At 71.1% G+C, this 24,651-nt stretch carries 26 protein-coding genes and 1 tRNA gene; 14 read left to right on the top strand and 13 right to left on the bottom strand.

Features of this window, described 5'->3' with window-relative positions:
* The first annotated feature begins 36 nt into the window (after positions 1 to 36).
* From mdo to mftM, 4 genes are all read left to right on the top strand, one after another.
* Positions 37 to 1,329 carry an NDMA-dependent methanol dehydrogenase gene (mdo, locus tag N8I87_RS20570; RefSeq protein ID WP_263210645.1) on the top strand — a complete coding sequence of 431 codons (1,293 nt, stop codon included), beginning with the start codon at positions 37 to 39 and terminating at the stop codon, positions 1,327 to 1,329.
* A gap of 107 nt (positions 1,330 to 1,436) precedes the next feature.
* Positions 1,437 to 2,621, top strand: coding sequence for an AAA family ATPase (locus N8I87_RS20565; RefSeq protein WP_263210643.1), 1,185 nt, complete (start codon positions 1,437 to 1,439; stop codon positions 2,619 to 2,621).
* Positions 2,622 to 2,689: 68 nt separating this feature from the next.
* The gene (locus N8I87_RS20560; RefSeq protein ID WP_263210642.1) at positions 2,690 to 4,213 is read left to right on the top strand and encodes a VWA domain-containing protein; all 1,524 of its coding nucleotides are present in this window, start codon (positions 2,690 to 2,692) and stop codon (positions 4,211 to 4,213) included.
* A complete protein-coding gene (gene mftM, locus N8I87_RS20555; protein ID WP_263210641.1) occupies positions 4,210 to 5,136 on the top strand; it encodes a mycofactocin oligosaccharide methyltransferase MftM in 927 nt (308 codons plus the stop codon). The genes N8I87_RS20560 and mftM overlap by 4 nt, the downstream gene beginning before the upstream one ends.
* A 19-nt stretch (positions 5,137 to 5,155) precedes the next feature.
* On the opposite strand, the gene N8I87_RS20550 is transcribed toward mftM, so the two are convergent.
* Genes N8I87_RS20550 through N8I87_RS20540 form a run of 3 tightly spaced genes read right to left on the bottom strand, consistent with a single transcriptional unit; the run spans position 5,156 to position 8,473 of the window.
* Entirely contained in the window at positions 5,156 to 5,821 is a 666-nt protein-coding gene (locus tag N8I87_RS20550) for a MadR family response regulator transcription factor (protein ID WP_263210639.1), read from the bottom strand.
* The gene (locus N8I87_RS20545; protein WP_263210638.1) at positions 5,818 to 7,188 is read right to left on the bottom strand and encodes a MadS family sensor histidine kinase; all 1,371 of its coding nucleotides are present in this window, start codon (positions 7,186 to 7,188) and stop codon (positions 5,818 to 5,820) included. The genes N8I87_RS20550 and N8I87_RS20545 overlap by 4 nt, the downstream gene beginning before the upstream one ends.
* Positions 7,189 to 7,198: 10 nt before the next feature.
* The gene (locus tag N8I87_RS20540; protein ID WP_263210637.1) at positions 7,199 to 8,473 is read right to left on the bottom strand and encodes an iron-containing alcohol dehydrogenase; all 1,275 of its coding nucleotides are present in this window, start codon (positions 8,471 to 8,473) and stop codon (positions 7,199 to 7,201) included.
* Between the two features lie 223 nt (positions 8,474 to 8,696).
* Here N8I87_RS20540 and N8I87_RS20535 point away from each other — a divergent pair, with 223 nt between their 5' ends.
* From N8I87_RS20535 to N8I87_RS20515, 5 genes are all read left to right on the top strand, one after another.
* Positions 8,697 to 9,938 carry a helix-turn-helix domain-containing protein gene (locus tag N8I87_RS20535; RefSeq protein ID WP_263210636.1) on the top strand — a complete coding sequence of 414 codons (1,242 nt, stop codon included), beginning with the start codon at positions 8,697 to 8,699 and terminating at the stop codon, positions 9,936 to 9,938.
* 139 nt (positions 9,939 to 10,077) lie between these two features.
* On the top strand, positions 10,078 to 11,595 hold the full coding sequence (exaC, locus tag N8I87_RS20530; RefSeq protein WP_263210635.1) for an acetaldehyde dehydrogenase ExaC: 1,518 nt from the start codon (positions 10,078 to 10,080) through the stop codon (positions 11,593 to 11,595).
* A 15-nt stretch (positions 11,596 to 11,610) separates the two neighbouring features.
* A complete protein-coding gene (locus N8I87_RS20525) occupies positions 11,611 to 12,015 on the top strand; it encodes a DUF779 domain-containing protein (protein WP_263210634.1) in 405 nt (134 codons plus the stop codon).
* A 137-nt stretch (positions 12,016 to 12,152) separates the two neighbouring features.
* Positions 12,153 to 12,677 (top strand): ATP-binding protein, encoded by a 525-nt coding sequence (locus N8I87_RS20520; RefSeq protein WP_263210633.1) that lies wholly within the window; start codon positions 12,153 to 12,155, stop codon positions 12,675 to 12,677.
* Complete coding sequence (locus tag N8I87_RS20515) at positions 12,670 to 12,852, top strand: hypothetical protein (RefSeq protein WP_263210632.1); 183 nt, start codon at positions 12,670 to 12,672, stop codon at positions 12,850 to 12,852. The genes N8I87_RS20520 and N8I87_RS20515 overlap by 8 nt, the downstream gene beginning before the upstream one ends.
* A 466-nt stretch (positions 12,853 to 13,318) precedes the next feature.
* Here the strand turns inward: N8I87_RS20515 and N8I87_RS20505 are convergent, their stop codons facing one another.
* The 5 genes from N8I87_RS20505 to N8I87_RS20485 form a co-directional block, all read right to left on the bottom strand.
* A complete protein-coding gene (locus tag N8I87_RS20505; protein ID WP_263210631.1) occupies positions 13,319 to 14,365 on the bottom strand; it encodes a DMT family transporter in 1,047 nt (348 codons plus the stop codon).
* A 52-nt stretch (positions 14,366 to 14,417) separates the two neighbouring features.
* Positions 14,418 to 14,627, bottom strand: a complete 210-nt coding sequence (locus N8I87_RS20500; protein WP_263210630.1) for a 2OG-Fe dioxygenase family protein — start codon at positions 14,625 to 14,627, stop codon at positions 14,418 to 14,420.
* Positions 14,624 to 14,761, bottom strand: coding sequence for an argininosuccinate synthase (locus N8I87_RS20495; RefSeq protein WP_263210628.1), 138 nt, complete (start codon positions 14,759 to 14,761; stop codon positions 14,624 to 14,626). Before N8I87_RS20495 ends, N8I87_RS20500 begins: the two co-directional genes overlap by 4 nt.
* The gene (locus N8I87_RS20490; RefSeq protein ID WP_263210627.1) at positions 14,710 to 15,426 is read right to left on the bottom strand and encodes an argininosuccinate synthase domain-containing protein; all 717 of its coding nucleotides are present in this window, start codon (positions 15,424 to 15,426) and stop codon (positions 14,710 to 14,712) included. The genes N8I87_RS20495 and N8I87_RS20490 overlap by 52 nt, the downstream gene beginning before the upstream one ends.
* A 185-nt stretch (positions 15,427 to 15,611) precedes the next feature.
* Positions 15,612 to 15,684: transfer RNA gene (locus N8I87_RS20485), tRNA-Ala, on the bottom strand.
* Positions 15,685 to 15,857: 173 nt separating this feature from the next.
* Here N8I87_RS20485 and N8I87_RS20480 point away from each other — a divergent pair.
* A complete protein-coding gene (locus N8I87_RS20480) occupies positions 15,858 to 16,406 on the top strand; it encodes a helix-turn-helix domain-containing protein (RefSeq protein ID WP_263210626.1) in 549 nt (182 codons plus the stop codon).
* Between the two features lie 143 nt (positions 16,407 to 16,549).
* Positions 16,550 to 18,031, top strand: coding sequence for a protein kinase domain-containing protein (locus N8I87_RS20475; RefSeq protein WP_263210624.1), 1,482 nt, complete (start codon positions 16,550 to 16,552; stop codon positions 18,029 to 18,031).
* Here N8I87_RS20475 and N8I87_RS20470 read toward each other — a convergent pair.
* Complete coding sequence (locus N8I87_RS20470; protein WP_411577257.1) at positions 17,995 to 19,386, bottom strand: hypothetical protein; 1,392 nt, start codon at positions 19,384 to 19,386, stop codon at positions 17,995 to 17,997. The genes N8I87_RS20475 and N8I87_RS20470 overlap by 37 nt on opposite strands.
* Before the next feature lie 218 nt (positions 19,387 to 19,604).
* Positions 19,605 to 19,733, bottom strand: coding sequence for a DLW-39 family protein (locus N8I87_RS20465; protein ID WP_003999697.1), 129 nt, complete (start codon positions 19,731 to 19,733; stop codon positions 19,605 to 19,607).
* A 348-nt stretch (positions 19,734 to 20,081) separates the two neighbouring features.
* Between N8I87_RS20465 and N8I87_RS20460 the strand changes: the two genes are divergently transcribed.
* From N8I87_RS20460 to N8I87_RS20450, 3 genes are all read left to right on the top strand, one after another.
* On the top strand, positions 20,082 to 20,429 hold the full coding sequence (locus N8I87_RS20460; RefSeq protein ID WP_263210622.1) for a DUF6344 domain-containing protein: 348 nt from the start codon (positions 20,082 to 20,084) through the stop codon (positions 20,427 to 20,429).
* A 180-nt stretch (positions 20,430 to 20,609) separates the two neighbouring features.
* Complete coding sequence (locus tag N8I87_RS20455) at positions 20,610 to 21,398, top strand: GntR family transcriptional regulator (protein WP_263210620.1); 789 nt, start codon at positions 20,610 to 20,612, stop codon at positions 21,396 to 21,398.
* Entirely contained in the window at positions 21,395 to 22,162 is a 768-nt protein-coding gene (locus N8I87_RS20450) for a glycosyltransferase (protein ID WP_263210619.1), read from the top strand. Before N8I87_RS20455 ends, N8I87_RS20450 begins: the two co-directional genes overlap by 4 nt.
* A gap of 58 nt (positions 22,163 to 22,220) precedes the next feature.
* Here the strand turns inward: N8I87_RS20450 and N8I87_RS20445 are convergent, their stop codons facing one another.
* The 3 genes from N8I87_RS20445 to N8I87_RS20435 are packed head-to-tail and all read right to left on the bottom strand — an operon-like array spanning position 22,221 to position 24,582.
* Positions 22,221 to 23,141, bottom strand: a complete 921-nt coding sequence (locus N8I87_RS20445) for an FkbM family methyltransferase (RefSeq protein WP_263210618.1) — start codon at positions 23,139 to 23,141, stop codon at positions 22,221 to 22,223.
* Positions 23,138 to 23,332: a ferredoxin gene (locus N8I87_RS20440; protein ID WP_263210617.1), complete on the bottom strand. Its 195-nt coding sequence runs from the start codon at positions 23,330 to 23,332 to the stop codon at positions 23,138 to 23,140. Before N8I87_RS20440 ends, N8I87_RS20445 begins: the two co-directional genes overlap by 4 nt.
* A gap of 38 nt (positions 23,333 to 23,370) precedes the next feature.
* Positions 23,371 to 24,582 (bottom strand): amidohydrolase family protein, encoded by a 1,212-nt coding sequence (locus tag N8I87_RS20435; RefSeq protein ID WP_263210616.1) that lies wholly within the window; start codon positions 24,580 to 24,582, stop codon positions 23,371 to 23,373.
* Positions 24,583 to 24,651: the final 69 nt, after the last annotated feature.

Raw genomic sequence — 24,651 nt, 5'->3', positions numbered from 1 at the left:
GCGCGGCTCCACCGCGCGGAGAGGACAGTCGCGATCATGCAGGTAGAAGAACTTCTCAAGCCGTTCCCGATCAAGGAATTCCATCCCTTCCCGCGGGCGTTGATGGGCCCCGGAGCCCACGAGCTGATCGGCCCGGAGGCCAAGAAGCTCGGGTTCAGGCGCACCCTGGTGATGACCACGGGTCTCCGCGGCAGCGACACCGTGCACAAGATCGTCGAGTCGCTGAAGTACCACGGCCTCGAGGTCGTGGTGTACGACAAGGTCGAGTCGAACCCCAAGGACTACAACGTCATGGACGCCGTGGCGCTGTACCAGGAGAACAAGTGCGACTCGTTCGTGTCGATCGGCGGCGGCTCGTCGCACGACGCGTGCAAGGGCGCCCGTATCTCCGTCGCCCACGACGGCCGCAACGTCAACGACTTCGAGGGCTTCAACAAGTCCGAGAACCCGAAGAACCCGCCGCACATCGCGGTCTCGACGACGGCCGGCACGGGCTCGGAGACCTCCTGGGCGTACGTCATCACCGACACCACCACCGACCCGGACAATCCGCACAAGTACGTCGCCTTCGACGACGCCTCGGTGGCCTCGCTCGCCATCGACGACCCGACCCTGTACTACGACTGCCCGCTCGACTACACCGCGCAGTGTGGTTTCGACGTCCTCGCGCACGCCTCCGAGCCCTACGTCTCCCGGCTCAACTTCCAGCCCTCGCTGGGCAACGCGCTGCACGCCATCCGGCTCACGGCCCGGCATCTGCGGCAGGCGGTGTGGAACGGCACGGACCTGGCCGGGCGCGAGGGCATGATGTACGCGCAGTACATCGCGGCGCAGGCGTTCAACTCTGGTGGCCTGGGCATCATCCACTCCATCTCGCACGCGGTCAGCGCGTGCTACGACACCCACCACGGGCTGAACAACGCCATCGCGCTGCCCCGCGTGTGGGCGTTCAACATGCCGGCGCAGTACGAGCGGTTCGCGGACATCGCCGAGGCGATGGGCGTGGACACCCACGGCATGACCAAGGTCCAGGCCGCCGACGCCGCGCTCGCCGCGGGCATCCGGCTGCTGCGTGACGTGGGCATCCCGGAGAAGTTCACGGACGTCCAGCAGGACACCTACTCCAAGAGCCGCCTGGGCCAGGGCCCGACCAAGTACTACGAGCAGGCCAAGGTGATCAAGGGCGACGCCGCCGATGTCGACCGCATCACGAACCACGTCCTCGGCGACGCCTGCACCCCGGGCAACGCCAAGGAGTGCACGTTCGACACCGTCCGGCCGGTCGTCGACCACTGCATGAACGGCGACCTGGACGAGCTGCTCGGCTGAACACCCGCCACGACCGAGCCCTTCCGGACCGGGGCGGGGGACGGACCACCCTCGTCGTCCCCCGCCCCGTCGCCCTCCCCGGCCGAACAGCACCTCATGGAGGACCCGTGCCCGCCACACCCGCCCGCCCCGCCGAGTTCGCCTCGGTCGAGGACATCACCGAACGCTTCGCCGCCCACGGCTACATCGCCGACCGCCGGCTCGCCACGACCGTGTTCCTGCTGACCAGACTCGACAAGCCGGTACTCCTGGAGGGCCCGGCCGGCGTCGGCAAGACCGAGCTGGCCAAGGCGCTGGCCGCCGCCACCGGACGCCGCCTGCTGCGGCTGCAGTGCTACGAGGGCCAGGACGAGAGCCGCGCCCTGTACGAGTGGGACTACGGCAAACAGCTGCTGTACACCCAGATGCTCCGGGACAAGATCGGCGACCTGACCGCCGACGCGCCCGATCTGGCCTCGGCCGTCCAGCGGATCGAGGAACAGGACAGCGTGTTCTTCTCCGACCGGTTCCTCGCCGCGCGCCCGCTGCTGGAGGCGGTCCGCGGCGAGGAGCCGGCGGTGCTGCTGATCGACGAGGTCGACCGGGCCGACGAGGCGCTGGAGGCCGTACTCCTGGAGTGCCTGGCCGAGTACCAGGTGTCGGTCCCCGAGATCGGCACGTACACCGCGAAGGTCCCGCCGTACGTCGTCCTGACCTCGAACAACACCCGTGACCTGTCGGCCGCGCTCAAGCGCCGCTGTCTGCATCTCTTCCTCGACTACCCGGACGCCGAGCGGGAGCTGGAGATCCTGCGCGCCAAGGACACCGGGCTGTCCGAGGCCACCGCCCGTCATCTGGTCGAGGTGGTACGGGGCCTGCGCGAGCTGCAACTGCGCAAGAACCCCAGCATCTCCGAGACGGTCGACTGGGCCCGCACCCTCGCCGTGCTGGGCGTCGAGGAACTGGATCCCGAGGTGCTCGCCGACACCGCCAACGTGGTCCTCAAGTACGAACGCGACCTGGGCCGTGCCCTGGACGTCCTGCCCCGCCTCGTCGACCCCAACCGCACCCTGCCCGAGCCGGGCCATCGGCACGACGGGCACGGCCACCACCATCACAACGGGCACCACCACGACCACGACCACGAGCACGAGGTGGACGGGCGGGCGGTCCGGGCGGCCATGGACCAGCAGGGCCGCCACGACGACGGCTACTACGGCGCACCCGGCCCCGGCCCGACGCGCCGCACCACACCCGGCGCCGGCCAGGGCGCCCGCGCCTTCGCCGCCATCGCCCGCCGCCGCGCTCTCTGACCCAGGACGACAGAACCAACAGGACCAACAGCACCAACAGGACACGGGAGGCCGCAATGGAAGCCGGGGTGCACCGATTCGTCCGCGTTCTACGGCTGTTCGGGCTGCGCGTGTCCGTGTCGGAGGCCATGGACGCCATGCGCGCGGCCGCCCAGCCGGGCGTGCTCGGCAGGCGCGAGACACTGCGCGAGGCCCTGCGCCTGACGCTGGTGAAGGACCGCCGCGACGACGAGCTGTTCGACGAGCTGTTCGCCGCGTTCTTCTCGCTCCGCCCGGTCCACCAGGACTCCGACGGGCACGGTCACAGCCATGAGCACGACGATCTGACCGACACCGGCGAACTGGAGTCGTACACCGTCTCCGACGAGCCGTCCGAGACCCCGCAGCAGGGCCACAGTCACGGCAAGCCGGCCGACATCCGCGACTACTTCGACCAGCAGGACCTGGCCCAGCGCTACAACCTGCACCAGGAGGCCAACAAGCTCGACCTGGCCGCGATGACCGAGGAGATCGTGCTGTCCAAGGACGGCGCCGCCGACGCCACACGCGGCCCGTCCGTCCAGTTGGAGACGGAGCGGCTGCACGGCGCCGGCATCCCCGGGCAGCTCGCGGCGGCGGCCGGACACCCGATCGACACGACGCTGACCGTGGCCCAGCAGGACGCCCTGCTCGGCTGGCTCGCCGACGACACCTCCGACGACCCCGACGACCCCGGACCCGGCGCGCTCCGGCGAGGGCCCGCAGGCGTCATCGACAACCTGCCCGAACTGCTCAGGCGCCACCTGGACCGCCTCGCCGAACTCCAGTCGGTGGCCGTGGAGTCGGCTCAGCTCGCCGAACGTGCCCGCGCGGAAGCCGTCGACGAGCACGAACGCACCCAGCTGGAGGAGGCGTTGCGCCGCGTCGGCCGCTCCCTGCACGGCGCCCTGACCAGCCGGAAGCGCGCCACGCCACGCGGGCGCGTGCATCCGGCCCGCACCATGCGCCGCAACATGCGCTACGACGGGGTGCCGTTCCGCCCGGTCACCGTCACCCGCGCCGAGGACCGCCCCCGCCTGGTGATCCTCACCGATGTCTCCCTGTCCGTGCGGGCCACCGCCCGCTTCACCCTGCACCTGGTGCACGGGCTGCAGTCCCTGTTCGGACAGGTCCGCTCCTTCGCCTTCGTGGACGAACCGACCGAGATCACCGAGCTGTTCACCGAGCACCCCCTGGAGCGGGCGCTGGGCCTGGTCTTCGACGGCCTCCCGGCCGGCGGCCTGCTCGACGTGGACGCGAACTCCGACTACGGCCGGACGTTCGAGCTGCTGCTCGCCGAACACGCCCCCGCGCTGAACCGCCGTACCACCCTGCTGGTCCTGGGCGACGGACGCGGCAACGGCAACCCGTCCGGGCTGGCCGCCTTCGAGGAGATCACCCGCAGGGTGCGCGAGACGATCTGGCTGACCCCGGAACCCCGGTTCTCCTGGGGCCTCGGCTCCTGCGACCTGCCGCTCTACGCCGAGTACTGCGCCCGCGTCCAGGTGGTCGCCGACCTCGCCGGTCTCGAACGCACCGCCCGCCGCATGGCCACGGAGGTGACCGGACGATGAGCCTGCCCAGCCTGCGCAGCGCGATCGCCGCGCGCCGCATCGACCCCCTGGCGCCGTGCCCGTCCGGCGCGTACGCCGACCACCTGGTCCGCGTGATCCGCGACAGCCCTCGCCCCGACGACGCCACACCACGGCCCATCGTCCGCACCGAGCACTTCACCCTGCGCCGCCGGGGCCGCCGGGTCGAGCTGGGTCACTCGCTGCGCCCCGAGCACCTGGACAACGATCTGGCCGGCCTGCTCGCCGAGGAGCTGTTCGCCCCCGGCTGGCTGTCCGGCAGCGACATCTTCGAGCGGGTCTTCACCGGGGTGGTGCGCTCCTGCGTGGACGGAGCGCTGCCCGCCTGGACCACGTTCTACGACAACACACTGGCCCGCATCCGGGAGTCCTGGCGGGCACCGAAGCCGGCCGATCACTCGTCGATCGCCGGGTTCGCCCCCGTCTACCGCCGCACCCTGGACCTGGTGGCCCCGGGCACGGTGCTGGACATGGGCTCCTGCTTCGGCTTCCTGCCCCTGCTGATGGCAGAGCAGCAGGGGCACACTGTGATCGCGTCGGATCTCTCCCGCGGCACCATGCGCCTGCTGGCCGCCGTGGCGGGGGCACGCGGCCTCGCCCTCGACACCCTGGCCTGCGACGCGGCACAGGTCCCCCTGCCGGACCGCTCGGTGGACACCGTCACGGTCATCCACGTCCTGGAGCACCTCGATCCCGGGCACGGCGACACCGTCGTACGGGAGGCGCTGAGGCTGGCCGGGCAGCGGGTGGTGGTGGCCGTGCCGTACGAGGACGAACCCACCGCCGCCTACGGGCATGTGCGGTGTTTCGACCCGGCCGGGCTCACCGCACTGGGCCGCCGCACCGGCCACCGTTTCTCCGTCACTTCGCACCACGGCGGCTGGCTGACCCTCGAAACGAGCTGACCGCGCTCGTCTCCCGTTCTCAGATCACGCCCATCTTGGTCGCCTCGTACACGACTTCGGCCCGGCTTCCGGCCTCCGTCTTCCGCATGATGTTGCGGACGTGGAACTTCACCGTGGTCTCCGAGATGTACAGCTCGGCGCCGATCTCCCGGTTGCTCAGCCCGTGGGCGAGCAGCCGGAGCACCTTGAGCTCGCGGTCGGTGAACTTCGGCCGGTCGGGCTGCACGCGCATCGACCGCACCATCGCCGCGGCGGCGTGCGAGTCGAAGGCGCTCTCGTTGCGGGCGACCGCGCGGATGGAGCGCAGCAGCTCGGTGGTGTCGACGTCCTTGACGACGTAACCGCGCGCGCCATGCTGGATCGCCTGCACCACCAGGGAGTCGTCGAGGAAGGTGGTGAGCACCAGCACCGCCAGATCCGGGTACCGCTGGGTCAGCCGGGCGCACAGGTCCAAGCCCTCGGTGTCGGCCGCCGTGGACAGCTTCAGGTCGAGCAGCACGATCGACGGGTCGGTCCGCTCCACGACGGCGGCGGCTTCGGCGGCCGTGCTCGCCTCGCCCACCACCTCCAGGTCGCTCTCGCGTTCCAGGATCGACCTGAGGCCGTGCCGGACGATCGCGTGGTCGTCGACCAGGACGATCCGCTGGGCCTGCGTGGGCGCCGCGGCCGACTGCTGAGTGGTCATCTGCTGCCTCCTGGACAGTGCTTCACCGGCAGCGGGATGCCGACCCGCAGCAGGACGCCTCCCATGCCCGACCGGCGGATGGACAGCCGGCCGCCGAACTCCTCCGCCCGGGTGACCATGTTCGCCAGGCCGCGGTGTCGGCCGCCCAGATCGGCGGCCCTGGACAGCCGCAGCGCGCGGCGCAGCTGGGCCGGATCGCCGCAGCCGTCGTCGGACACCGTCAGCACGACGGCCTCGGGCAGATACCGCAGCCGGACCAGTGCCCGGCCCGCCTTGCCGTGCGTGGCGGAGTTGAACAGCGCCTCGCCGGTCAGCCGGAGGATCGACTGGTCGGCCTCGGGCGGCAGCGGCACCGGGCTGCCCGTCACCTGGACCCGTACGTCGAGGTCCGTGGTGAGATGCACCGTGGACAGCCGCTCCAGCATCACCGGCAGCGGCCCCGTGGGCTCCTGCGACGTGTGCTGAAGGGCGTAGATCGCGGCCCGCAGCCGCTCCACGGCCTGCCGGTTGAGGTCCTTGGCGCCGGCCAGCCGTTCGGCGATGTCCGCGGCCGGCCCGCCCAGCGCCGCCAGCTCCGCCCGGCACACCTCGACGGTCATGCCCGCGCTGAGCACGTACTGGGAGACGCTGTCGTGCAGTTCGCGCGCGATACGGCGCCGTTCGTCGTCCAGTGCCTGCCGCTGCAACGCCTCCAGCAGCCGTGCCTGCGTCTCGGCCAGCTCGGCGCTGCGCGCGGCCAGGTCGCGGGCCTGCCGCTCGGCCGCCTCGGACAGTTCCTCGGCCCGGCCGCGCAGGGTGGTCGCCGCGTGGAAGAGGAAGGTGTGGTGCAGCGCCACGGCGGCCTGGTTGGCCAGGACCCGCAGGATCGCCAGGTCGGTGTCGGCCACCTCGACACCGGGGCCGGGCGCCGCCGCGATCCCGCCGACCGGCTCGTCGTCCAGGGTCATCGGCGCGCGCACCCAGTCCCGGCCCCGGTCCGGCGTGCCGGCCTCCCAGGGGTGACTGCGCAGCAGCGCCAGATGCTCACGCACCTCGGCGGGCACCCTGCTCTCGTTGTCGATCAGCAGGTCGTCGGCGTACAGCAGGAAGCGGGGCCGGGCCGCGCGCAGCGCTCCGTCCGCCACGGCCAGCAGCAGCCAGCGGGCCTGCAGATGCTCGGCCGCCGTCCGGACGACCGCCTCGACCAGGGCACGCGGGCCCTCGGCGGTGCGCACCAGGGCGCGGGAGATCCCGTCGAGTGCCTCCACTGTCCGCTCCAGCCGCTCGGCGGAGCGCACGTAGGCCGGGTAGTACGACCGTTTGCCGGACCGCAGCCCGGTGAGGACGCCCAGGTCGGCGGTCTGCGGGTACCGGTCGGGGACGCTCACCGGGATCGCCTCACAGGGCTTCGCGGAACAGCCGCTCGACGTCCCGCACGTCGACGTCCCTGGGGTTGGTGGCCATGCAGGCGTCCCTCAGCGTGGTGCGGGCCAGCACGGGCACGTCGTGTTCCGCGACCCCCAGGCTCGCCAGGCTCTTCGGGACGCCGAGGTCGTCCGCGAGGGCGCGCACCAGGTCCGCGAGCCGCTCGGCCACCTCGTACGGCGGAACGCCGTCGGTGGGCAGGCCGGCCGCCGCGCCGAGCCGGACGAACCGCTCCGGCCACGCCGCGGCGTTGAACCGGATGACGTGCGGCAGCAGGACACCGTTGACCACGCCGTGCGGCGCGTCCAGCAGTCCGCCGACCTGGTGGCTCATGGCGTGCGTCGCACCGAGGATCGCGTTGGTGAAGGCCATGCCCGCCTCCAGGGAGGCCTGGGCCATGGCCAGCCGGGCACCGAAGTTCTTCGGCTGCACCTGGGTCCGTACCAGGTTGCCGGTGATCAGCTCCACCGCGTGCAGCGCGTGGATGTCGGTCAGCGGGTTGTGCGCCCGGGACACGAACGCCTCGACGGCGTGGGTCAGGGCGTCCAGCCCGGTCGCGGCGTTCAGCCAGTCCGGCATGGTGGTCAGCAGGCGTGGGTCGATCACCGAGATGTCCGGGACCAGGGTGCGGCTGACGATGCTGATCTTGATCTGCTGGGTGGTGTCGGTGATGATGACGAACTGCGAGACGTCCGCCCCGGTGCCCGACGTGGACGGCACCATCACGGTGGGCGGGATGGGCTGTACGACCTGGTCCACACCCTCGTAGTCGAGAATGTGCCCGCCGTTGCCGGACAGGATCGCCACGCCCTTGGCGGCGTCGATGACCGAGCCGCCGCCCACCCCGACGATCACGTCGCAGCCGCTCTGCGCGTACCTCTCGAAGGCGGCCTGGACCTCGTGGTCCTTGGGATTGGGGGTCACGTCGTGCCAGACGACGGGACGCAGGCCGACCCGCCTGAGATGGCCGACCGCCTCGTCCGTCCAGCCCGCCTCCAGCACTCCCGGGTCGGTGACCAGGAACGGGCGACGGCCGCCGAGGCGCAGCGCACAGTGTCCCAGCTCGGTCAGCGAGCCAGGCCCGAACACGACCTCGGGCACGTGGAACTTGGCCAGCCGGGCCGACCTGCGGACGGCGTCACTGCTCGTCTCCTGCGGCCCCAGCAGCTCGCCCTGGCGCTCGTCACGGCTCCAGTCGGCGCTCGGATCGGTGCCACCGGTCGTCACGGCGCCGGTCATGAGCGTCATGCGACCTCCCATGAGCAAGGCCCGCAACGCGGACGCAACCTTGATTTTACCGCCTGATTGACGGATAAAACTTTCTACGGACCGAAGACCAAGCTAGGCACCCCGGTCCGGGTACGGCACCTGTCCGATCGGACAGGGAAACCGGCCCGACAGGTCAGGTGCGCCGACGAAGTTCTCGCGGACAATAGCCGAATGTCCCCGTTCGACGGCAGGGGAAATGCAGATGTCACAGCGCAGTGACCTCCAGCGCCGCAAGGCCACGCTGGAGGGTGAGTGGTTCCGCCTGGTGCCGCGGCTGAAGACCACCGGACCCGCGGCGGACGGCGGCGCCGACGCGTTGCGCCACGAGGTGACCGAGTCCTGGGCGCGCTCGCTCGGCAGCGTGGACCCCGGCCGGGACAGCGCCCCCGTCAGCGACGGCGACACGGTGCATCACCGCTGGACCGACTCCCCGCTGCGCCGGCCGGTCGACGACCTCGCCGACGAGCTGCGCGGCATCGCCGACGACGCCGGATTCGTCACCGCGGTCACCGACGAGTCCGGGACCATCCTGTGGACCTGCGGCGGCCGGACCATGCGCCGCCGCGCCGAGCGCGTCAACTTCGCGCCCGGCGGACGGTGGGACGAGCAGGCCATGGGCACCAACGCCCTCTCCCTCGCCCTGCGCACCGGCCGCCCCAGCTCCATCTTCTCCGCCGAGCACCTGGTGACGGCACTGCACGGCTGGGTCTGCTACTGCGCCCCCGTCCACGGCCCGGACGGACGCGTCCTGGGCGTCCTGGACATGTCCACCACCTGGGACCGCTCGAACCCGCTGGCCATGTCCACGGTGCGCTCGCTGGTGTCCGTCATCGAGGCCCGGCTGCGCACCGAGCCGCCCCGCCGGACCCGCGACAACCCGGGCCCGGTGCGTCTGACCTGCCTGGGGACCGACCAGGCCGTCCGCGAGGAGCGGCCCCTCGCGCTGCGCCCCCGGCAGCTGGAGATCCTGACCCTGCTCGCCCTCGAACCGGACGGCTTCTCACCGGAGCGGCTGCGCGAGGCCCTGTACGGCGACCGCGCCATCACGGCCTCCACGTTCAAGGCGGAGATCTCCCACCTGCGCCGGGCTCTGTCGGGCGGCATCGCCACCCGTCGCTACGCCCTGACCACCCCCGTGTCCTGCGACGCCGTGGACGTGCTGCGCGCCCTGGAGAACGGTGACGCGGAGACCGCCCTGCGCCTGTACCGCGGCCCGCTGCTGCCCCGCTCGGCGGCGCCGGGCATCGAGCGGTGGCGTACGTACCTGGAGGTGGCCGTCCGCGAGGCCGTCCTGGCGAGCGCCCGCCCGGAGCACGCCCTGCGCTACGGCGAGCGCGCCCCGTACGACACGGAGGTGCACGAGCACGCGCTGAGCCTGCTCGGCCCGGGGGACACACGCCGCGCGGTCGCGGCGGGGCGACTGAGCACGGCGCTGCGCGACTGACACCACCGCCGGACTCCTGGCGTCCGGTCCTCGCCGTGGCCCACCAACCTCGCGCCAACCTCGAAGGCTCACAGTGAGCGGCGGCACGGCGGCACGGGCCGTCGTACCACCGCACTCACCATCCCCGAGGAGAGCCGCCATGGTGTACGCGCAGCCAGGAACAGAAGGCAGCATCGTCGACTTCGCCCGCCGCTACGACAATTTCATCGGCGGTGACTGGGTCGCCCCCGTCGAGGGCCGCTACTTCGACAACCTCTCGCCGGTGGACGGCAAGGTCTTCTGCGAGGTCGCCCGTTCCTCCGCCGCCGACGTCGAGCTCGCGCTGGACGCCGCCCACGCCGCCGCCGACCGCTGGGGCCGGACCTCCACCACCGAGCGGGCGAACCTCCTCAACAAGATCGCGGACCGCATCGAGGAGAGCCTGGAGAAGATCGCCGTCGCCGAGACCTGGGAGAACGGCAAGCCGGTCCGGGAGACCCTGAACGTCGACATCCCGCTCGCCGTCGACCACTTCCGCTACTTCGCGGGCGTGGTCCGCAGCCAGGAGGGCACCGTAGGCGAGATCGACGAGGACACCGTCGCCTACCACTTCCACGAGCCGCTGGGCGTGGTCGGCCAGATCATCCCGTGGAACTTCCCGATCCTGATGGCCGCGTGGAAGCTCGCCCCGGCCCTGGCGGCGGGCAACTGCGTGGTCATCAAGCCCGCCGAGCAGACCCCGGTCAGCCTGCTGAAGGTCATCGAGCTGATCGCCGACCTGCTTCCGCCGGGCGTGCTCAACGTGGTCAACGGCTTCGGCGTCGAGACCGGCAAGCCGCTCGCCTCCAGCCCGCGCATCGCCAAGATCGCCTTCACCGGCGAGACCACGACCGGCCGGCTGATCATGCAGTACGCGTCCGAGAACATCATCCCGGTCACCCTGGAGCTGGGCGGCAAGAGCCCGAACATCTTCCTGTCCGACGTCATGGCCGCCGACGACGCCTATCTGGACAAGGCCGTCGAGGGCTTCGTGATGTTCGCGGTCAACCAGGGCGAGGTGTGCACCTGCCCCTCCCGGGCCCTGATCGCCTCCTCCGTCTACGACGAGTTCATGGCCCGCGTCCTGGAGCGCACCAGGGCCATCAAGAGCGGCAGCCCGCTCGACCCCGAGACGATGATCGGCGCGCAGGCCAGCAACGACCAGTTCGAGAAGATCCTCTCCTACATCGACATCGGCAAGCAGGAGGGCGCCGAACTCCTCACCGGTGGCAGGGCCCGCACCGTCGACGGCCTGGAAGGCGGCTACTACATCGAGCCGACGATCTTCAAGGGCACCAACGACATGCGGATCTTCCAGGAGGAGATCTTCGGCCCGGTCGTCTCGGTCGCCACCTTCGACTCCCCCGAAGAGGCCATCAAGATCGCCAACGACACCCCCTACGGCCTCGGCGCCGGCGTCTGGTCCCGCAACGGCAACCTCGCCTACCGCCTCGGCCGCGAGATCAAGGCCGGCCGTGTGTGGACCAACTGCTACCACGCCTACCCGGCCCACGCGGCCTTCGGCGGCTACAAGGGTTCCGGCATCGGCCGCGAGACCCACAAGATGATGCTCGACCACTACCAGCAGACCAAGAACCTCCTGGTCAGCTACTCGGAGCAGAAGCTCGGCTTCTTCTAGGCCGGAGGCTTCACGATGAGCGAGCGGGCGACGCGAGTCGAACTGACCGCAGCCGCTGAGGACTTGCTGAGACGACTGACGGAACATCACGGCCCGCTGATGTTCCACCAGTCCGGCGGCTGCTGCGACGGCAGCGCGCCCATGTGCTACCCGCGCGGCGAGTTCCGGGTCGGCGCCGCGGACGTCCTGCTGGGCCGGGTCGCCGGGGACACACCGTTCTGGATGAGCGCCGGCCAGTACGCGTACTGGCGGCACAGCCGCCTCACCGTCGACGTGGTCCCCGGCCGGGGCAGCGGCTTCTCCCTCGAAGCCCCCGAGGGCGTGCGCTTCCTGCTCCGGTCCCGGATCCTCACCGACGAGGAGTGGCAGCGCCTGGCAGCCGAACCGCCCCTGCCGACCGGGGCGGACATGCCGGGGTGAGCGGATGACCCGGCGCGGGCGGTGGTGACGGGAGGCGGACACCAGGTGTCCGCCCCCGCACCCCTACCCCTACCCCTACCGGCAGTCGACCAGGGCCCCGAACGCCACGTCCCTTCCAGCCAGCCCCAGAGCCGATCATGAGCACCACCACACTCACGAAGAAGAAGCACTGGTCTCCCGGGGCCCGCCCCGCCGCATCCCGCCCGGCCGCACCCCGCCCGGCAGGCCGACCCGCTTCCGAACGCGTGGCCGTCCTGGCACTGCCGGCCGAGATCCCCTGGGTCCCGGAGGCCCGCCACTGCGTCACGGCGGTCCTGGCCCGGTGGCGGCTGTCCTCCGGCGACCGGGAATCCGCCGAACTCATCGTCGCCGAACTCGCCGCGAACGCCGCTCAGCACGGCGGCGAGGACATGACACTTCAGCTGTCCCTGCACGCCGGAGCCCTGCGGATCTCGGTGACGGACTCCGGCACCCGGGCCCGGCCGCTGCCTGCCCGGCACACCGACCCGGACGAACACGGCCGGGGACTGTCCATCCTCGAGCTCCTGGCCCACGAGGTCCGCGTCCACCAGAGCCCTCGCGGCCGGCACGTCAACGTGGTCCTCCACGCGGCGTCCGAGGAACCGGAACCCGTGGAGACCCCGGGTCCACGGTGTGGATGACTTCCAGCTGCCCGACATGCTCAGCGAGCCCCAGGTGCTCGCGTCCACACGCACGCTGCTCGGCCGTGCGGCGCAGTTCCTCGGCCCTGTTCAGCGCTCCCCCGGCTCAGCCCTTCCCGCCACGTCCGGGACTCCAGGACCGCGCCCGACGGACATCGCGTACACGACGGGCTGAACGCGCACACCTCTCGTACGCGCGAGACGCGCCACGCGTCGCCGAGGATTCCGCCGCACACGGCGAGGAGGGCCGGGGATGCCGGCGGGCGGCCTCACGGACGAGGCGATGGCCCGCAAGCTGGGCCTGTCCGAGCGCACGGTCCGCCGCCTCGTCTCCGAGCTGTCCGAACGGCTAGGGGGTGTCGTTTGGATCAGGTCGGCCGTGACAAACGGTGCGGTCTGGCCCTCCCCGAGCGGGGTCATGGGGTCCCCCCTGCTCGAGCGCAGTCGAGAGCTTGGGGGAGCGTGCAGCTGCAAGGCGGAGGAGGGAGTCGACGCGGAGCGGTGGGGGTCCCCCCTGCTCGAGCGAAGCCGAGAGCTTGGGGGAGACCGACGACAACGCGGCTGGGGGTCCCCCCTGCTCGAAGAGCTTGGGGGAGTGCGTGCCAGACCCCGCGACGCCGGGATGATCCAAACGACACACCCTAGGCGCGGCGAGCCGGTTCCAGGCCGGGGTGTGTGCCGTCCGCTCCGGCTGGCTCGACGACTGATCCGAGGGCGGTCTCGGGCTGCGGTGAGGGCCCGGCGGTGGTCTGTGCGGCGGCCGCGGCGCGTTCTTCGGGCTTCGTCCTCGGCGCGGGCTCGGCCGCCGTGCGGCCCCACGACGTACCGGCGAGGACGAGGACGGCGCCCACGAGGCCGAGCCAGCCCGGCCGGTCGCCGGCGAGCGCGATGCCGACGACCGCGGCCCACACCGGCTCGGTACCGAGCAGCAGGCTGACCCGGGACGGGGAGGTGCGCCGTACGGCCCACATCTGCACGAAGAAGGCGAACAGGGTGCAGAAGACGGACAGGTAGAGCAGACCCAGCCAGCCAGCCGCGCCAAGGTCCGCGGCGGCCGTCCAGGGCGCGGTGCCGGTGCCGGGCACCACGGAGAGCAGGGCGAACACCAGGACCGCGGCGGCGAGTTGGACCGTGGTCATGGACAGGGAGTCCGCGCCCTGCGCGGACTTCATCCGGGACATCGCGAGGACGTGCACGGTCCGGGCGACCGCGGCACCCAGCATCAGCAGGTCGCCGAAGGACGGCTCGGTGAAGCCCGCGCCCTGGGTGAGGAGCACCACCCCGAGCACCGAGAGCACGGCCGCCGCCATGAACGACCGGGGCAGCGGGGTGCGCCGCAGCCCGCTCTCCGCGATCGGGGTGAAGATCATGGTGAGGCTGATGATGAGCCCGGCGTTGGTCGCCGAGGTGTGCACGACGCCGTACGTCTCCAGGAGGAAGATCCCGGCAAGGATGAGGCCGAGGATTCCCGCTCCGCGTATGTGTGCGCGGTCCATGGCGCGCAGCCTGCGCCACCCCCCGACGGTGAGCACGGGCAGGACGACCGCGAAGCGCAGGACCAGGACGGCGAGCACGGTCCGGACGGTGGTGACCTCCTTCGCGGCCAGATAGCTGGAACCCCAGACCACCGCGACCAGCAGGACGGGCAGGTCGGTCAGCCATGCACGGCGGGGCGCGGTGGCGGGCACGGGGCTCCTCGGGTAGCTCGGGAAGGCAGGGGGCAGGGCTGGGAGGTGGGGGTCAGCGCGCGGTGTAAGCGATCACCAGGACATCGCGGTGTGCGGCGAGGTCGGGGTCCACCGGCTTTACCGGGGTCACCGAGTGCAGCGTGCGGCGGTCGTCGCCGAGCAGGATGTCGCCGGCCTGGGACAGCGTAGTGGTCATGAGGTGCTCGCCCTCGTCGGTGTACACGCCGCTCTCGCCGCCGGTCACGTCGGTGCGGCCGATCACCGGTTGAGCTGGTCGATCAGCTCGGTCAGCTCGAGGGGAACGCCGTCGACGGTGACGGGCAGGCCGTGCTCGAACGCCACGGTCAGGGTCTCCGTCTCACCAGGAGCGGCGGTGGGCCTGCTCCAGGTGTACATCTCCTCCGGCACCTCGTGCAGTTCGGGATCGTCGAGGATGCCGACTCGAACTCCCGGCACCACAGGTTGGAGTCGCCGCTGACGATGCGCCCCGCGAGCAGCCCGACGCCCGCTTCGCCCAGCTCGGCCGGCTTCCGCTCCCGGGTGACCGCGTCCAGGTCGTACGGGCTGCCGAAGGCACCCTCGTAGCCGAGCAGCCGAAGTGCCCCGTTGAGGCGGCGCAGCGTGTTCTGCGAGCGGTTGGCGGTATGCAGTACGCACTGCGCGCCGATGGCACGGGCGAGGTCGACCGCGGGCCTGGCGATCAGCGGGCGGCTGAGGCTGGAGCTCACCGGATGGATGCCCAGGCAGACGGCCTGTGCGGCAATGGCGGGTGCCACATGGCGGGCGGCGAACTCCTCCCGCCGGTCGGGGATGTGGATCCGGGCGCCGAGTGCCTCGGCCACCTGGCGCTTGTATGTGCGGGACTCGTCCTCGCCGATGTCGACGCTCACCGCGTGGATCTCGCGGACACCCATCTGCCGCAGCCGCAGCAGCAGATACGAGCTGTCCTGGCCGCCGCTGAACAGGGTGACGACGGGCCGGTCCGGATCCAGCGACGCGAGCTGCGCGAAGGACCGTATGAGCGGCGGACGGAGGTCTTCTCCAACCTGATTGCCGATCACGTGATCGAGCCTCGGGGCTGCGGCGGATCACGGACAACGGTTTCCGCCGACCGCCACCGGCCATGACCGCACCCGGAACGGGGAGGAGCCGCCCGGTGTCTCGGCGGTTTGACCCGAAGCCCGGAAAATCGGGACAAAAATACCCCTCTGACCGCGTTTCCACAGGTCAGAGGGGTAGAAGCGAGTGGAGCCTAGGGGAGTCGAACCCCTGACATCTGCCATGCAAAGACAGCGCTCTACCAACTGAGCTAAGGCCCCGTGCAAAAAGCAGCCGCCGGATCACTCCGGTGGGCGCCGCAGACCAGAGTACCGGGTCACCCCCGGTATCTCGCAAAAAACTTGGGGGTCCCCGTGGACGACCACTCTCCGTAAGATGCTCGTCGTGGTTCGCTACAGCGAACCACGTTCTGGGGAAGCGATGGGGAGACGCAATGGACGCCGCACAGCAGGAAGCCACCGCAAGAGCGCGGGAGCTGCAGCGGAACTGGTACGGGGAGCCGTTGGGGGCGCTCTTCCGTAAGCTCATCGACGATCTTGGTCTCAACCAGGCCCGTCTCGCGGCGGTGCTGGGACTCTCCGCTCCGATGCTGTCGCAGCTGATGAGCGGACAGCGCGCGAAGATCGGCAATCCCGCGGTGGTCCAGCGGGTGCAGCTGCTGCAGGACCTGGCGGCGCAGGTCGCGGACGGCAGCGTGAGCGCGGCCGAGGCGACGGACCGCATGGACGAGATCAAGAAGTCGCAGGGGGGCTCCGTGCTCAGCAACACCTCGCAGCCGACGACCAGTTCGGGTGCGCCCACGGTCAAGCGGGTGGTGCGGGAGATCCAGTCGCTGCTGCGCTCGGTGGCCGCCGCGGGGGACATCATCGAGGCCGCCGACACCCTCGCCCCGACCCACCCGGAACTGGCAGAGTTCCTCCGGGTGTACGGCGCGGGCCGCACCTCCGACGCGGTCGCGCACTACCAGTCCCACCAGAGCTGATCCCACGACCCGGTCCACCGGAGGGGGTCCGGCGGACCGGGACACAGGGAACGGCTCGGGGCGCGGAGGGGTCGTATCACTCATCACGGGGGAAGCTCGGGGGAAGCAGGGGGCAACCGCAGGGGGAGGAGCGACGGGCAGCCATGGGTGAGGTCTTCGCCGGCCGGTACGAACTGGTCGACCCGATCGGTCGCGGAGGAGTCGGCGCCGTATGGCGCGCCTGGGACCACCGCCGCCGGCGCTATGTGGCCGCCAAGGTGCTGCAGCAGCGCGACGCCCACTCGCTCCTGCGCTTCGTGCGGGAGCAGGCCCTGCGGATCGACCATCCACATGTGCTCGCACCGGCCAGCTGGGCCGCCGACGACGACCAGGTCCTGTTCACCATGGACCTCGTCGCCGGCGGTTCGCTGGTCCATCTGGTCGGGGACTACGGCCCGCTGCCGCCGGTGTTCGTCTGCACGCTGCTCGACCAGCTCCTGTCCGGGCTCGCCGCGGTGCACGGGGAAGGCGTGGTGCACCGTGACATCAAGCCCGCCAACATCCTGCTCGAAGCGACCGGCACCGGCCGCCCGCGGCTGCGGCTGTCCGACTTCGGGATCGCGATGCGGCTGGGCGAACCGCGTCTGACGGAGACCAACCTCGTGGTGGGGACGCCCGGTTACCTCGCGCCCGAGCAGATGATGGGCGCCGAACCGGACTTCCCGTCCGACCTGTTCGCGGTGGGCCTGGTCGCGCTGTATCTGCTGGAGGGTGCCAAGCCTGACGCCAAGGCCCTCGTCCAGTACTTCGCCGAGCACGGCACGCCGAGTGCGCCCAAGGGCATCCCCGATCCGCTCTGGCAGGTCGTGGCCACCCTGATCCAGCCCGATCCACAGGCCCGCTTCCGCACGGCGACGGGAGCGCGCAAGGCCCTCGCCTCCGCCAGGGAGCTCCTGCCGGAGCCGGGCCCCGACGACGAGTGGATCGAGATCTTCGACCAACTCGGGCCTGTCCCACCGGGCTTCGGTCCCGACGGGCCTCTGGAGCGGGCTCCGGGCGTGGACAGAGGTGTGGACGGAGGTGTGGACACCGGCGCGGAGGCTGTCGGAGCGGGGGAGACGGGCTCCCGGCCGTCGAGGCCGGCCGCCGGCGCGACCACATCTGCCACCGACACCGGCAACACCGTCCCTCCCGCCGATCCACGCCGGGCGACCGGCTCGCAGCCCTCCGCCATGTCGGACACCGGCAGCTTCCATCTGCCGCCGCCCCAGGCGGCCCAGCCGGAGGAGCGGCCGCAGGAGCAGCCGGAAACGCCCACCCCGCCGACGTACACCGCGCACACTCCCCAGGGATTCCAGCCGCAACAGCAGCCGTACCAGCCGTTCCAGCCGCATCAGCCGTGGAACCCCACCCAGGTCCTGACACCGGTGCCGCAGCAGCGCGTCGACGCCACCACCGCTTCGTACACCGCCCAGGAGCCGCAGTTCCCGCCGCCCGCGCCGGGGACCGCGCCGCAGCGCTCCCGCTCCAGACGCCGAGCGCGCCGCGCCCGCCGCCCCGGTCCCCCCGCGAAAGCGGCGGTCCCGATCCTGCTGCTCGCGCTGGCCTGCTACGCCGTGGGCTTCTGGGCGCTGACCCGGATCTGAGCCCCGGCCCGCCGCCGGGCCACCACCGCCCACACCCCGAGCAGGATCAGCAGCGCGGTACCCGTGCCGAGGCCCGCGACCGCGACCGCCTTCATCGCCGGGTCACCGCCGACGGACTCCCCCGCGGCCCCGGCCGCCGCCGCCTGGCGGTCCTGCCGGGTCACTTCGAAGAGCTTGTGCTGTGCGGCCCGGCCGGCGTACCCGGGTCCGGGATGCGCACTGCCGCTGACGCGCACGCGCAGCGTCAGCCCGTACGGCCCCTTGCCGAAGGTGTCGGCCGTCTTGGCGCTGAGATGGACGACGAGGTAGTAGAAGCCGGCGAAGCGCATGCCGCGCACGTCCTCGGCGACGGCGTACCGGTTGCGGTACTCGACGGGGGGCAGGGGGGAGATGGTGGCCGTCGTCTGGCTGCCGGTGTAGCCGCGGGCCACATCGTCCACGTGGCCGCGGACCGGGTTGTGCACCGCGAGATCGAGGGCGCCGTTGACATAGCCGCCGTCGCTGCTCGAACTGCCCAGTTCGGCGGTGGCGTAGAGCTGCTGGCCCCAGTCGACCGGCACCTTGTAGAAGAGGGTCTGCCCTGGCTCGATGCCCGTCTGCCACACGCCCTGTTCCAGCCCCCGTGCCGTGGCGAAGCCCGCTCCGCCGCCACGGCGCTCGGGCTCGCCGGCGAGGGCTTCGGGGGAGGCGGAGTTCCAGACCTCGGGTGCTTCGGTGGCCCCGGCCTTCTCCGGGCGGGGTTCCACGACGGGGGCGAGTTCCAGGTCCCAGGCGCCCGACGAGGCGGCGTTCCCCGATCCGGTGGCGTCGAGGCGCTCGACGAGCAGGTAGTAGCTGCCGGGCTTCTGGCAGAGCGTCTTGCCGGTCTCGCGCATCCCGAGCGCCGTGACGGGACGGGGGCTCAGTCCGGCACCGATGCGGGCGGACGCATAGGAACAGGGGGCGCCGTCGGCGTCCTGCAGCGACACCCTGATGCCGTCGGAGGCGGTGACGGTGGCGTTCGCGGGGGGTACGAGGGTGACGGGGACGTACGCGGTCGTCGTGACGTCGTCGAGTTCGAGGCGGTAGGAGAGCTTGGCGCCCTGGGTGATGGAGCTGCGGTACGTCCTGCCCGGCTCCAGTGGTGCGGCGTCCGTGGTGCTCCTCGCTCCGGCGACATCGCGGTCGCCGTGGGCGAAGTCATAGGCGCTGCCACCCGGCGTACCGGCAGCCACGGCGCTCCCGCTCGGCAGCACCCCCGCCGCGCACAGCACCGCGCCCGCGACGACGGCCAGCACAGCGGCAGCACGCGGACAACGCGGACGACGGAGGCTCCGGTGTCCTCCCGCCCACCGCCACGCCGTACGCCGCATCATCACGCGCCCCCTCGTCGTCGTACACCGGCCGCCATGACCGACTCGTGCCGGACCGTGGCCATCCTGCCCCGCCCGCGTCCACGCCATCCGCGAAATCCGGACGAGCGTCCGAAAAGCACCGTCTCGCAGCCCCTGCCCCGCCGCCTGCGGCACCCCCGGCAACACAAAACCCCGACCGCGAGGGCGGTCGGGGTCTGATCAGATTCCGGTATCGGTACTCACGAACCCGTGGGCACGGAGTCAGTCGCCTCCGTCCACAGATCCTGCTCGGCGCGATCCGCCTGGATCTGGCGGTACACGAGGAGCCCGCCGATGGCGGCCAGTGCGACCAGGAGAAGCTTCTTCACCGCGCGACCTCGTCTTTCCTTGACGTAGGGGACCTCTGCCGCCCGACTATACACACCGACCGATATCGATCGGTGACCTGCGTCGGACGCCAACTCCCGCCCGCGACAGGGCAATGGGTGAGGATCGCACCGCTCCGATCGGAGGGTGATCACATCTCCACGGACGGTCACTTTGCTCGCTCTTCGTGCTCTCTCACCCCGTTCCGGAACATTTCCGACACCCGTGCCTCCATCCGGGTGGTGTTCATCAGAACATCGACGCGCCACGGGCGGAGGTCCACCACTTCGCGACCCCCATACACATCATGAGGAAAGTACGCAAATCGCCCGACCCGAAAGTGAGGGGCCATGGCCCGGAACACGGTCCTGAAGCTGTGGACCACCATCGTCACCGCCTTCATCGCGCTGTTCACGGCGCTCGGACTCGTCTCGGCGACCACCGCCACGGCGGTACCGCAGACCGAGACCCCGCGCAACAGCGACGCGCATCCGACGTTGCCGTCGATGTCCCGATGGTCCTGGTCCCCCACCGGATCCTGGCCCCACGTCAGGGCCCTGCCCCCCACGATGAAGCAACGGATCCACGCGGAGGCCCACGGCAGATCCCCCAGCTGCCGCCACCGGCCCCTCGACGACACGACGGAATCGGACGAGCTGGACGCCCTGGGCGAGCTCACGGCCCCCCTCGCCTGCTGACAGACACGACGCGGTACGAGCAGGACAGATGTGACGGCGAGCTTGCGTACTGAACAGGCAGGACCCTCGGCCTCCACGGGCCGGGGGTCCTCGTCACGCCCAAAACGGCCGACTCTCAAGCCCGAACCAACCGACTCCTCAACTCGTCAAGACCTCTTTAGGAGTCACTAGACTGAATCCGTGCCCAAGGCCTACGAGGAGATCGCCGACGACATACGCCGGACCATCCGGGAGGGCCTGCGCAAGCCCGGCGACCGGCTGCCGTCCGAAGCCGCCCTGGCGAAGCACTACGGCCGGAGCGTGCCGACCGTGCAGAACGCCTTGCGGCTGCTCAGCGAGGAAGGCCTGATCGACAAGCTGCACGGCCGCGGCAACTTCGTCCGGCGCCCCCGTACGCTCGCGGTCCGCGACAACGGACGGCACCAGTGGGAGAAGAACCGCGCGCGGGAGCCCGAGGCCACCCGGGCCGAGACCGGAGCCACGGAGCACGACACCGGTCTGTGCCTCGACGACCTCGTCTTCTACGCGAAATACCGCGAGTTCGCGGCGCCCGACGAACTGGCGGACGCCTTCGGAGTGCCGGTGGGCACGACGCTGCTCGAACGCACGTACAGGACCCGGTGCGCGGCCGAGACCGCACCCTTCAACCTCGTCACCTCCTATCTCGTCCGCGACATGATCGCGGCCAACCCCGACCTGCTGGACGAGACCAAGGAGCCCTGGCCCGGCGGCACACAGCACCAGCTCCACACCGTCGGCATCGAGGTGGACCGCGTCGAGGAACGCTTCTCCGCACGCCCCCCGACGCCGGAGGAGGCGAGGGCGCTGGAGCTCCCGGCGGGCACGTCGGTGATCATCCTCAGGAAGACCTCGTACGACATCGACGGCCGCGTGGTGGACGTCTCCGTCGTCACGCTGCCGGGCGACCGCACGGAACTGCTCTTCACCACGTCCCTGGAAAGGTGGTGAGCGCTGCCGTGAACCGGCGCGTCGTCATCGTCACCGCTGTGCACGCCCCCTCCGCCCGGTTCCTGCCGGAGGCGTACAAGTCCCTGCGCGAGCAGCGGCTCCCGGACGGCTGGGAGTGGCACTGGATCGTCCAGGAGGACGGGAGGACGGACGAGGTGCGTCCGTACGTCCCCGACGACGTGCGGGTGACCTTCCGGCAGGGCCGGCCCGGCGGTCCCGGCGTCGCCCGCACGATCGCCCTGGCGCACGCGGACGGCGAGTACGTCAGGATCCTGGACGCCGACGACCAGCTCCCGCCGGGCGCGCTCGCCCGTGACCTGGCCGTTCTCGAGGCCGACCAGACCATCGGGTGGGCCACCTCCCGAGCCCTGGACCTGCTGCCCGACGGCTCCACCGCCGGCTTCCCGGGCGACCCGGACGAAGGCCCCGTCGAGCGCGGGACCCTGCTCGACTTCTGGAAGGCCAACGGCTTCCGCGCCCAGGTCCACCCGGCGACGCTCTGCGTCCGCCGCGGCCTGCTGCTCGCGCTCGGCGGCTGGATGGCCCTGCCGGCGTCCGAGGACACCGGTCTGCTGCTCGCGCTGAACGCCGTGAGCCGTGGCTGGTTCTCGGCGGAGGCGGGGCTGCTCTACCGGAAGTGGGAGGGGCAGATGACCGGACAGGCCGCCCACGTCGATCCGGTGGAACGCGAGGCGCGCATGGCGGTCGTCGAGGCGAGGGCGCGGGCGCTGGCGGACGTCGACTGGCGCTATCCGCCGGGGTGAAGCGTCGGACCCCTCAGCGCGAAGGGCCGAAGCGGTCGGGACCAGCGCACGGGCCGCGTCACCCGAGCGTCTCGGCGTCGACGCGCGAGAACACCAGTTCGCTCTCGCCCACGACCGGCCCGCGCCACCGCACCGGGGCCACCGGCCGGCTCAGGGCCGCCGGATAGCTCTCCGGCGCATAGTCGTTGAGCAGGCGATACGTATGGAACCCGGCCTTGCGCATGGTCTCCAGCAGGTCGTCAACCGAGTGGCCGAGGTTGGCCATGCGCTCCGGGGTGACCTCGACGGCGATCTCCACGTCGGGGCGCAGTTCGTCGAGGATCGGGGCCAGGCCCTTGACGACGGCGCCCTCCGCGCCCTCGACGTCGATCTTGATGACGCGGGCCCGGGCGATCTCCTCCGGCTCCAGGAGTTCGGGCAGCGGGCACGCCTGCGCCTCGAAGCTCGACTCGGCGGGACCGTCGTAGGGCACGATGCTGTTGGCACCCATGTTGTGGGAGCTGGCCAGGACGAAGGTCAGCGTCTCCCGCTTGTCCGAGACGGCCGCGTTGACCGCCCGGACGGTGCCGCACCGGTTCAGCTCGATGTTCCGCAGCAGCCTGCGGTGGAAGTCGGGTGACGCCTCGACGGCGACCACCCGGCCCGTGTCCCCGACCAGGCGGGCCGCCACCAGGCTCAGACAGCCGACGTTCGCCCCGACGTCGACCAGGACGTCACCTTGCCGCAGCCGGCCCTGGAGCCAGCTGGTCATGTGCGGCTCCCACACCCCGAAGAGATACAGATAGCGCTGGATGAGGTCCTGGGTGTCGACCGCGAACCGGGCGCCGGAGCGGGTCTCGACCACCCGCCGCCGCGGGTGGTCGCGCAGATACGGATTCAGATAGCGCCCGGCCAGCAGCGCTTTGCCGAGGGAGCCCGGGGCGTCACGCACATAGCGTCGGCCGAGGGTGACCATGGCCTCGGAAAGGGCACTGCTCATGCGTTCTCGCTGATCCTTATGGCCTGGGAGGGGCACCGCTCGGCGGCTTCCTGTACGAGTCCGTCGTCGCCGGCGTCCTCATGGCCGGGCCGGACCACGCCGTACCCGTCCTCGAACGCGAACACGGCCGGCGCGCGGTGGGCGCACTCTGCGGAACCGTAACAGAGGCCGGCGTCGATGGAGACCTTCATGCGAGGTCCCTTCCCAGCGGTGCCCCCTCCTACGCGGCCTACTCGAAAGGCAGCTCCAGCATCCGGATCGCGTTGCCGCGCAGCAGCTTGTAGGCCACGTCGGCGGGCAGGCCGCCCACATGCTCCTGGGCCACCCGCTTCGTGTCCGGCCAGGTCGAGTCGACGTGCGGATAGTCGGTCTCGAAGGTCGCGTTGTCCACGCCCACGGTCTCGATCGCCTCGATGCCGTGCCTGTCGCGGAAGAAGCAGCAGAAGATCTGCCGGTAGTAGTACGTCGACGGCGGCTGGGGGATCAGGTCCTTCACCCCGCCCCAGGCCCGGTGTTCCTCCCACACGTCGTCGGCGCGTTCCAGGGCGTACGGGATCCACCCCATCTGCCCTTCGCTGTACGCGAGTTTCAGCCGCGGGAACCTGACCAGGACCCCGGAGAAGAGGAAGTCCATCATCGACGCCATGGCGTTGTTGAAGCTCAGCGAGGCCTGGACCGCGGGGGGAGCGTCCGGCGACGCGGCCGGCATCTGCGACGAGGACCCGATGTGCATGTTGACCACGGTGCCCGTCTCCTCGCACGCCGCGAAGAACGGGTCCCAGTAGCCCGAGTGGATCGAGGGCAGCCCCAGATAGGTGGGGATCTCGCTGAAGGTCACGGCCCGTACGCCACGGGCGGCGTTGCGCCGGATCTCGGCGACCGCGAGCCCGACGTCCCACAGCGGGATGAGACACAGCGGGATCAGGCGCCCGCCGCTGTCACCGCACCACTCCTCGACCATCCAGTCGTTGTAGGCGCGCACACAGGCGAGGGCGACCTCCTTGTCCTCGGCCTCGGCGAAGGTCTGCCCGCAGAAGCGCGGGAAGGTCGGGAAGCAGAGGGAGGCCTCGACATGGTTGAGGTCCATGTCCTCCAGCCGGGCCTTGGGGTCCCAGCAGCCGCGGCGCATCTGCTCGCGGGTGATGCCGTCGAGCGTCATCTCGTCCCGGGAGAAGCCGACGGCCGCGATGATCCGCTTGTACGGGAACAGGCCCCCCTCGTACTCCCACCAGTCGGTGATCTGGCCGTCCGGGTCGGTGGTGAACCGGTACTTGCCGCCGATGTACTGGAGCTCGCCGATGCCCGCCGTGAACGGCTTCGGCCCCTTGTCGCGGTACTTGCTCGGGAGCCACGTCTCGAAGAGGTGCGCGGGCTCGATCACGTGATCGTCCACGCTGATGACCTTCGGCAGCTCACTGGTTTCGCCGGCGCTGGTGACCATGGCCTCGCCTCTCACTGGCCGATGCAATATCTGACGGACCGTCAGAAACAGGTTAGGACCGGCCCCCTT

Origin of the sequence: Streptomyces sp. HUAS 15-9 (genome assembly GCF_025642155.1) — a bacterium.
Taxonomy (GTDB): Bacteria; Actinomycetota; Actinomycetes; order Streptomycetales; family Streptomycetaceae; genus Streptomyces.
This window is presented reverse-complemented; position numbering and strand designations above follow the sequence as displayed.

What these genes read in the sequence shown, in the direction of transcription:
- mdo (WP_263210645.1), top strand. Translation starts at nt 37, where the DNA reads ATGCAGGTAGAAGAACTTCTCAAGCCGTTCCCGATCAAGGAATTCCAT.
- mftM (WP_263210641.1), top strand. Translation starts at nt 4,210, where the DNA reads ATGAGCCTGCCCAGCCTGCGCAGCGCGATCGCCGCGCGCCGCATCGAC.
- N8I87_RS20550 (WP_263210639.1), bottom strand. Translation starts at nt 5,821, where the DNA reads ATGACCACTCAGCAGTCGGCCGCGGCGCCCACGCAGGCCCAGCGGATC.
- N8I87_RS20540 (WP_263210637.1), bottom strand. Translation starts at nt 8,473, where the DNA reads ATGACGCTCATGACCGGCGCCGTGACGACCGGTGGCACCGATCCGAGC.
- N8I87_RS20535 (WP_263210636.1), top strand. Translation starts at nt 8,697, where the DNA reads ATGTCACAGCGCAGTGACCTCCAGCGCCGCAAGGCCACGCTGGAGGGT.
- exaC (WP_263210635.1), top strand. Translation starts at nt 10,078, where the DNA reads ATGGTGTACGCGCAGCCAGGAACAGAAGGCAGCATCGTCGACTTCGCC.
- N8I87_RS20525 (WP_263210634.1), top strand. Translation starts at nt 11,611, where the DNA reads ATGAGCGAGCGGGCGACGCGAGTCGAACTGACCGCAGCCGCTGAGGAC.
- N8I87_RS20520 (WP_263210633.1), top strand. Translation starts at nt 12,153, where the DNA reads ATGAGCACCACCACACTCACGAAGAAGAAGCACTGGTCTCCCGGGGCC.
- N8I87_RS20495 (WP_263210628.1), bottom strand. Translation starts at nt 14,761, where the DNA reads ATGTACACCTGGAGCAGGCCCACCGCCGCTCCTGGTGAGACGGAGACC.
- N8I87_RS20480 (WP_263210626.1), top strand. Translation starts at nt 15,858, where the DNA reads ATGGACGCCGCACAGCAGGAAGCCACCGCAAGAGCGCGGGAGCTGCAG.
- N8I87_RS20475 (WP_263210624.1), top strand. Translation starts at nt 16,550, where the DNA reads ATGGGTGAGGTCTTCGCCGGCCGGTACGAACTGGTCGACCCGATCGGT.
- N8I87_RS20470 (WP_411577257.1), bottom strand. Translation starts at nt 19,386, where the DNA reads ATGATGCGGCGTACGGCGTGGCGGTGGGCGGGAGGACACCGGAGCCTC.
- N8I87_RS20460 (WP_263210622.1), top strand. Translation starts at nt 20,082, where the DNA reads ATGGCCCGGAACACGGTCCTGAAGCTGTGGACCACCATCGTCACCGCC.
- N8I87_RS20445 (WP_263210618.1), bottom strand. Translation starts at nt 23,141, where the DNA reads ATGAGCAGTGCCCTTTCCGAGGCCATGGTCACCCTCGGCCGACGCTAT.
- N8I87_RS20440 (WP_263210617.1), bottom strand. Translation starts at nt 23,332, where the DNA reads ATGAAGGTCTCCATCGACGCCGGCCTCTGTTACGGTTCCGCAGAGTGC.
- N8I87_RS20435 (WP_263210616.1), bottom strand. Translation starts at nt 24,582, where the DNA reads ATGGTCACCAGCGCCGGCGAAACCAGTGAGCTGCCGAAGGTCATCAGC.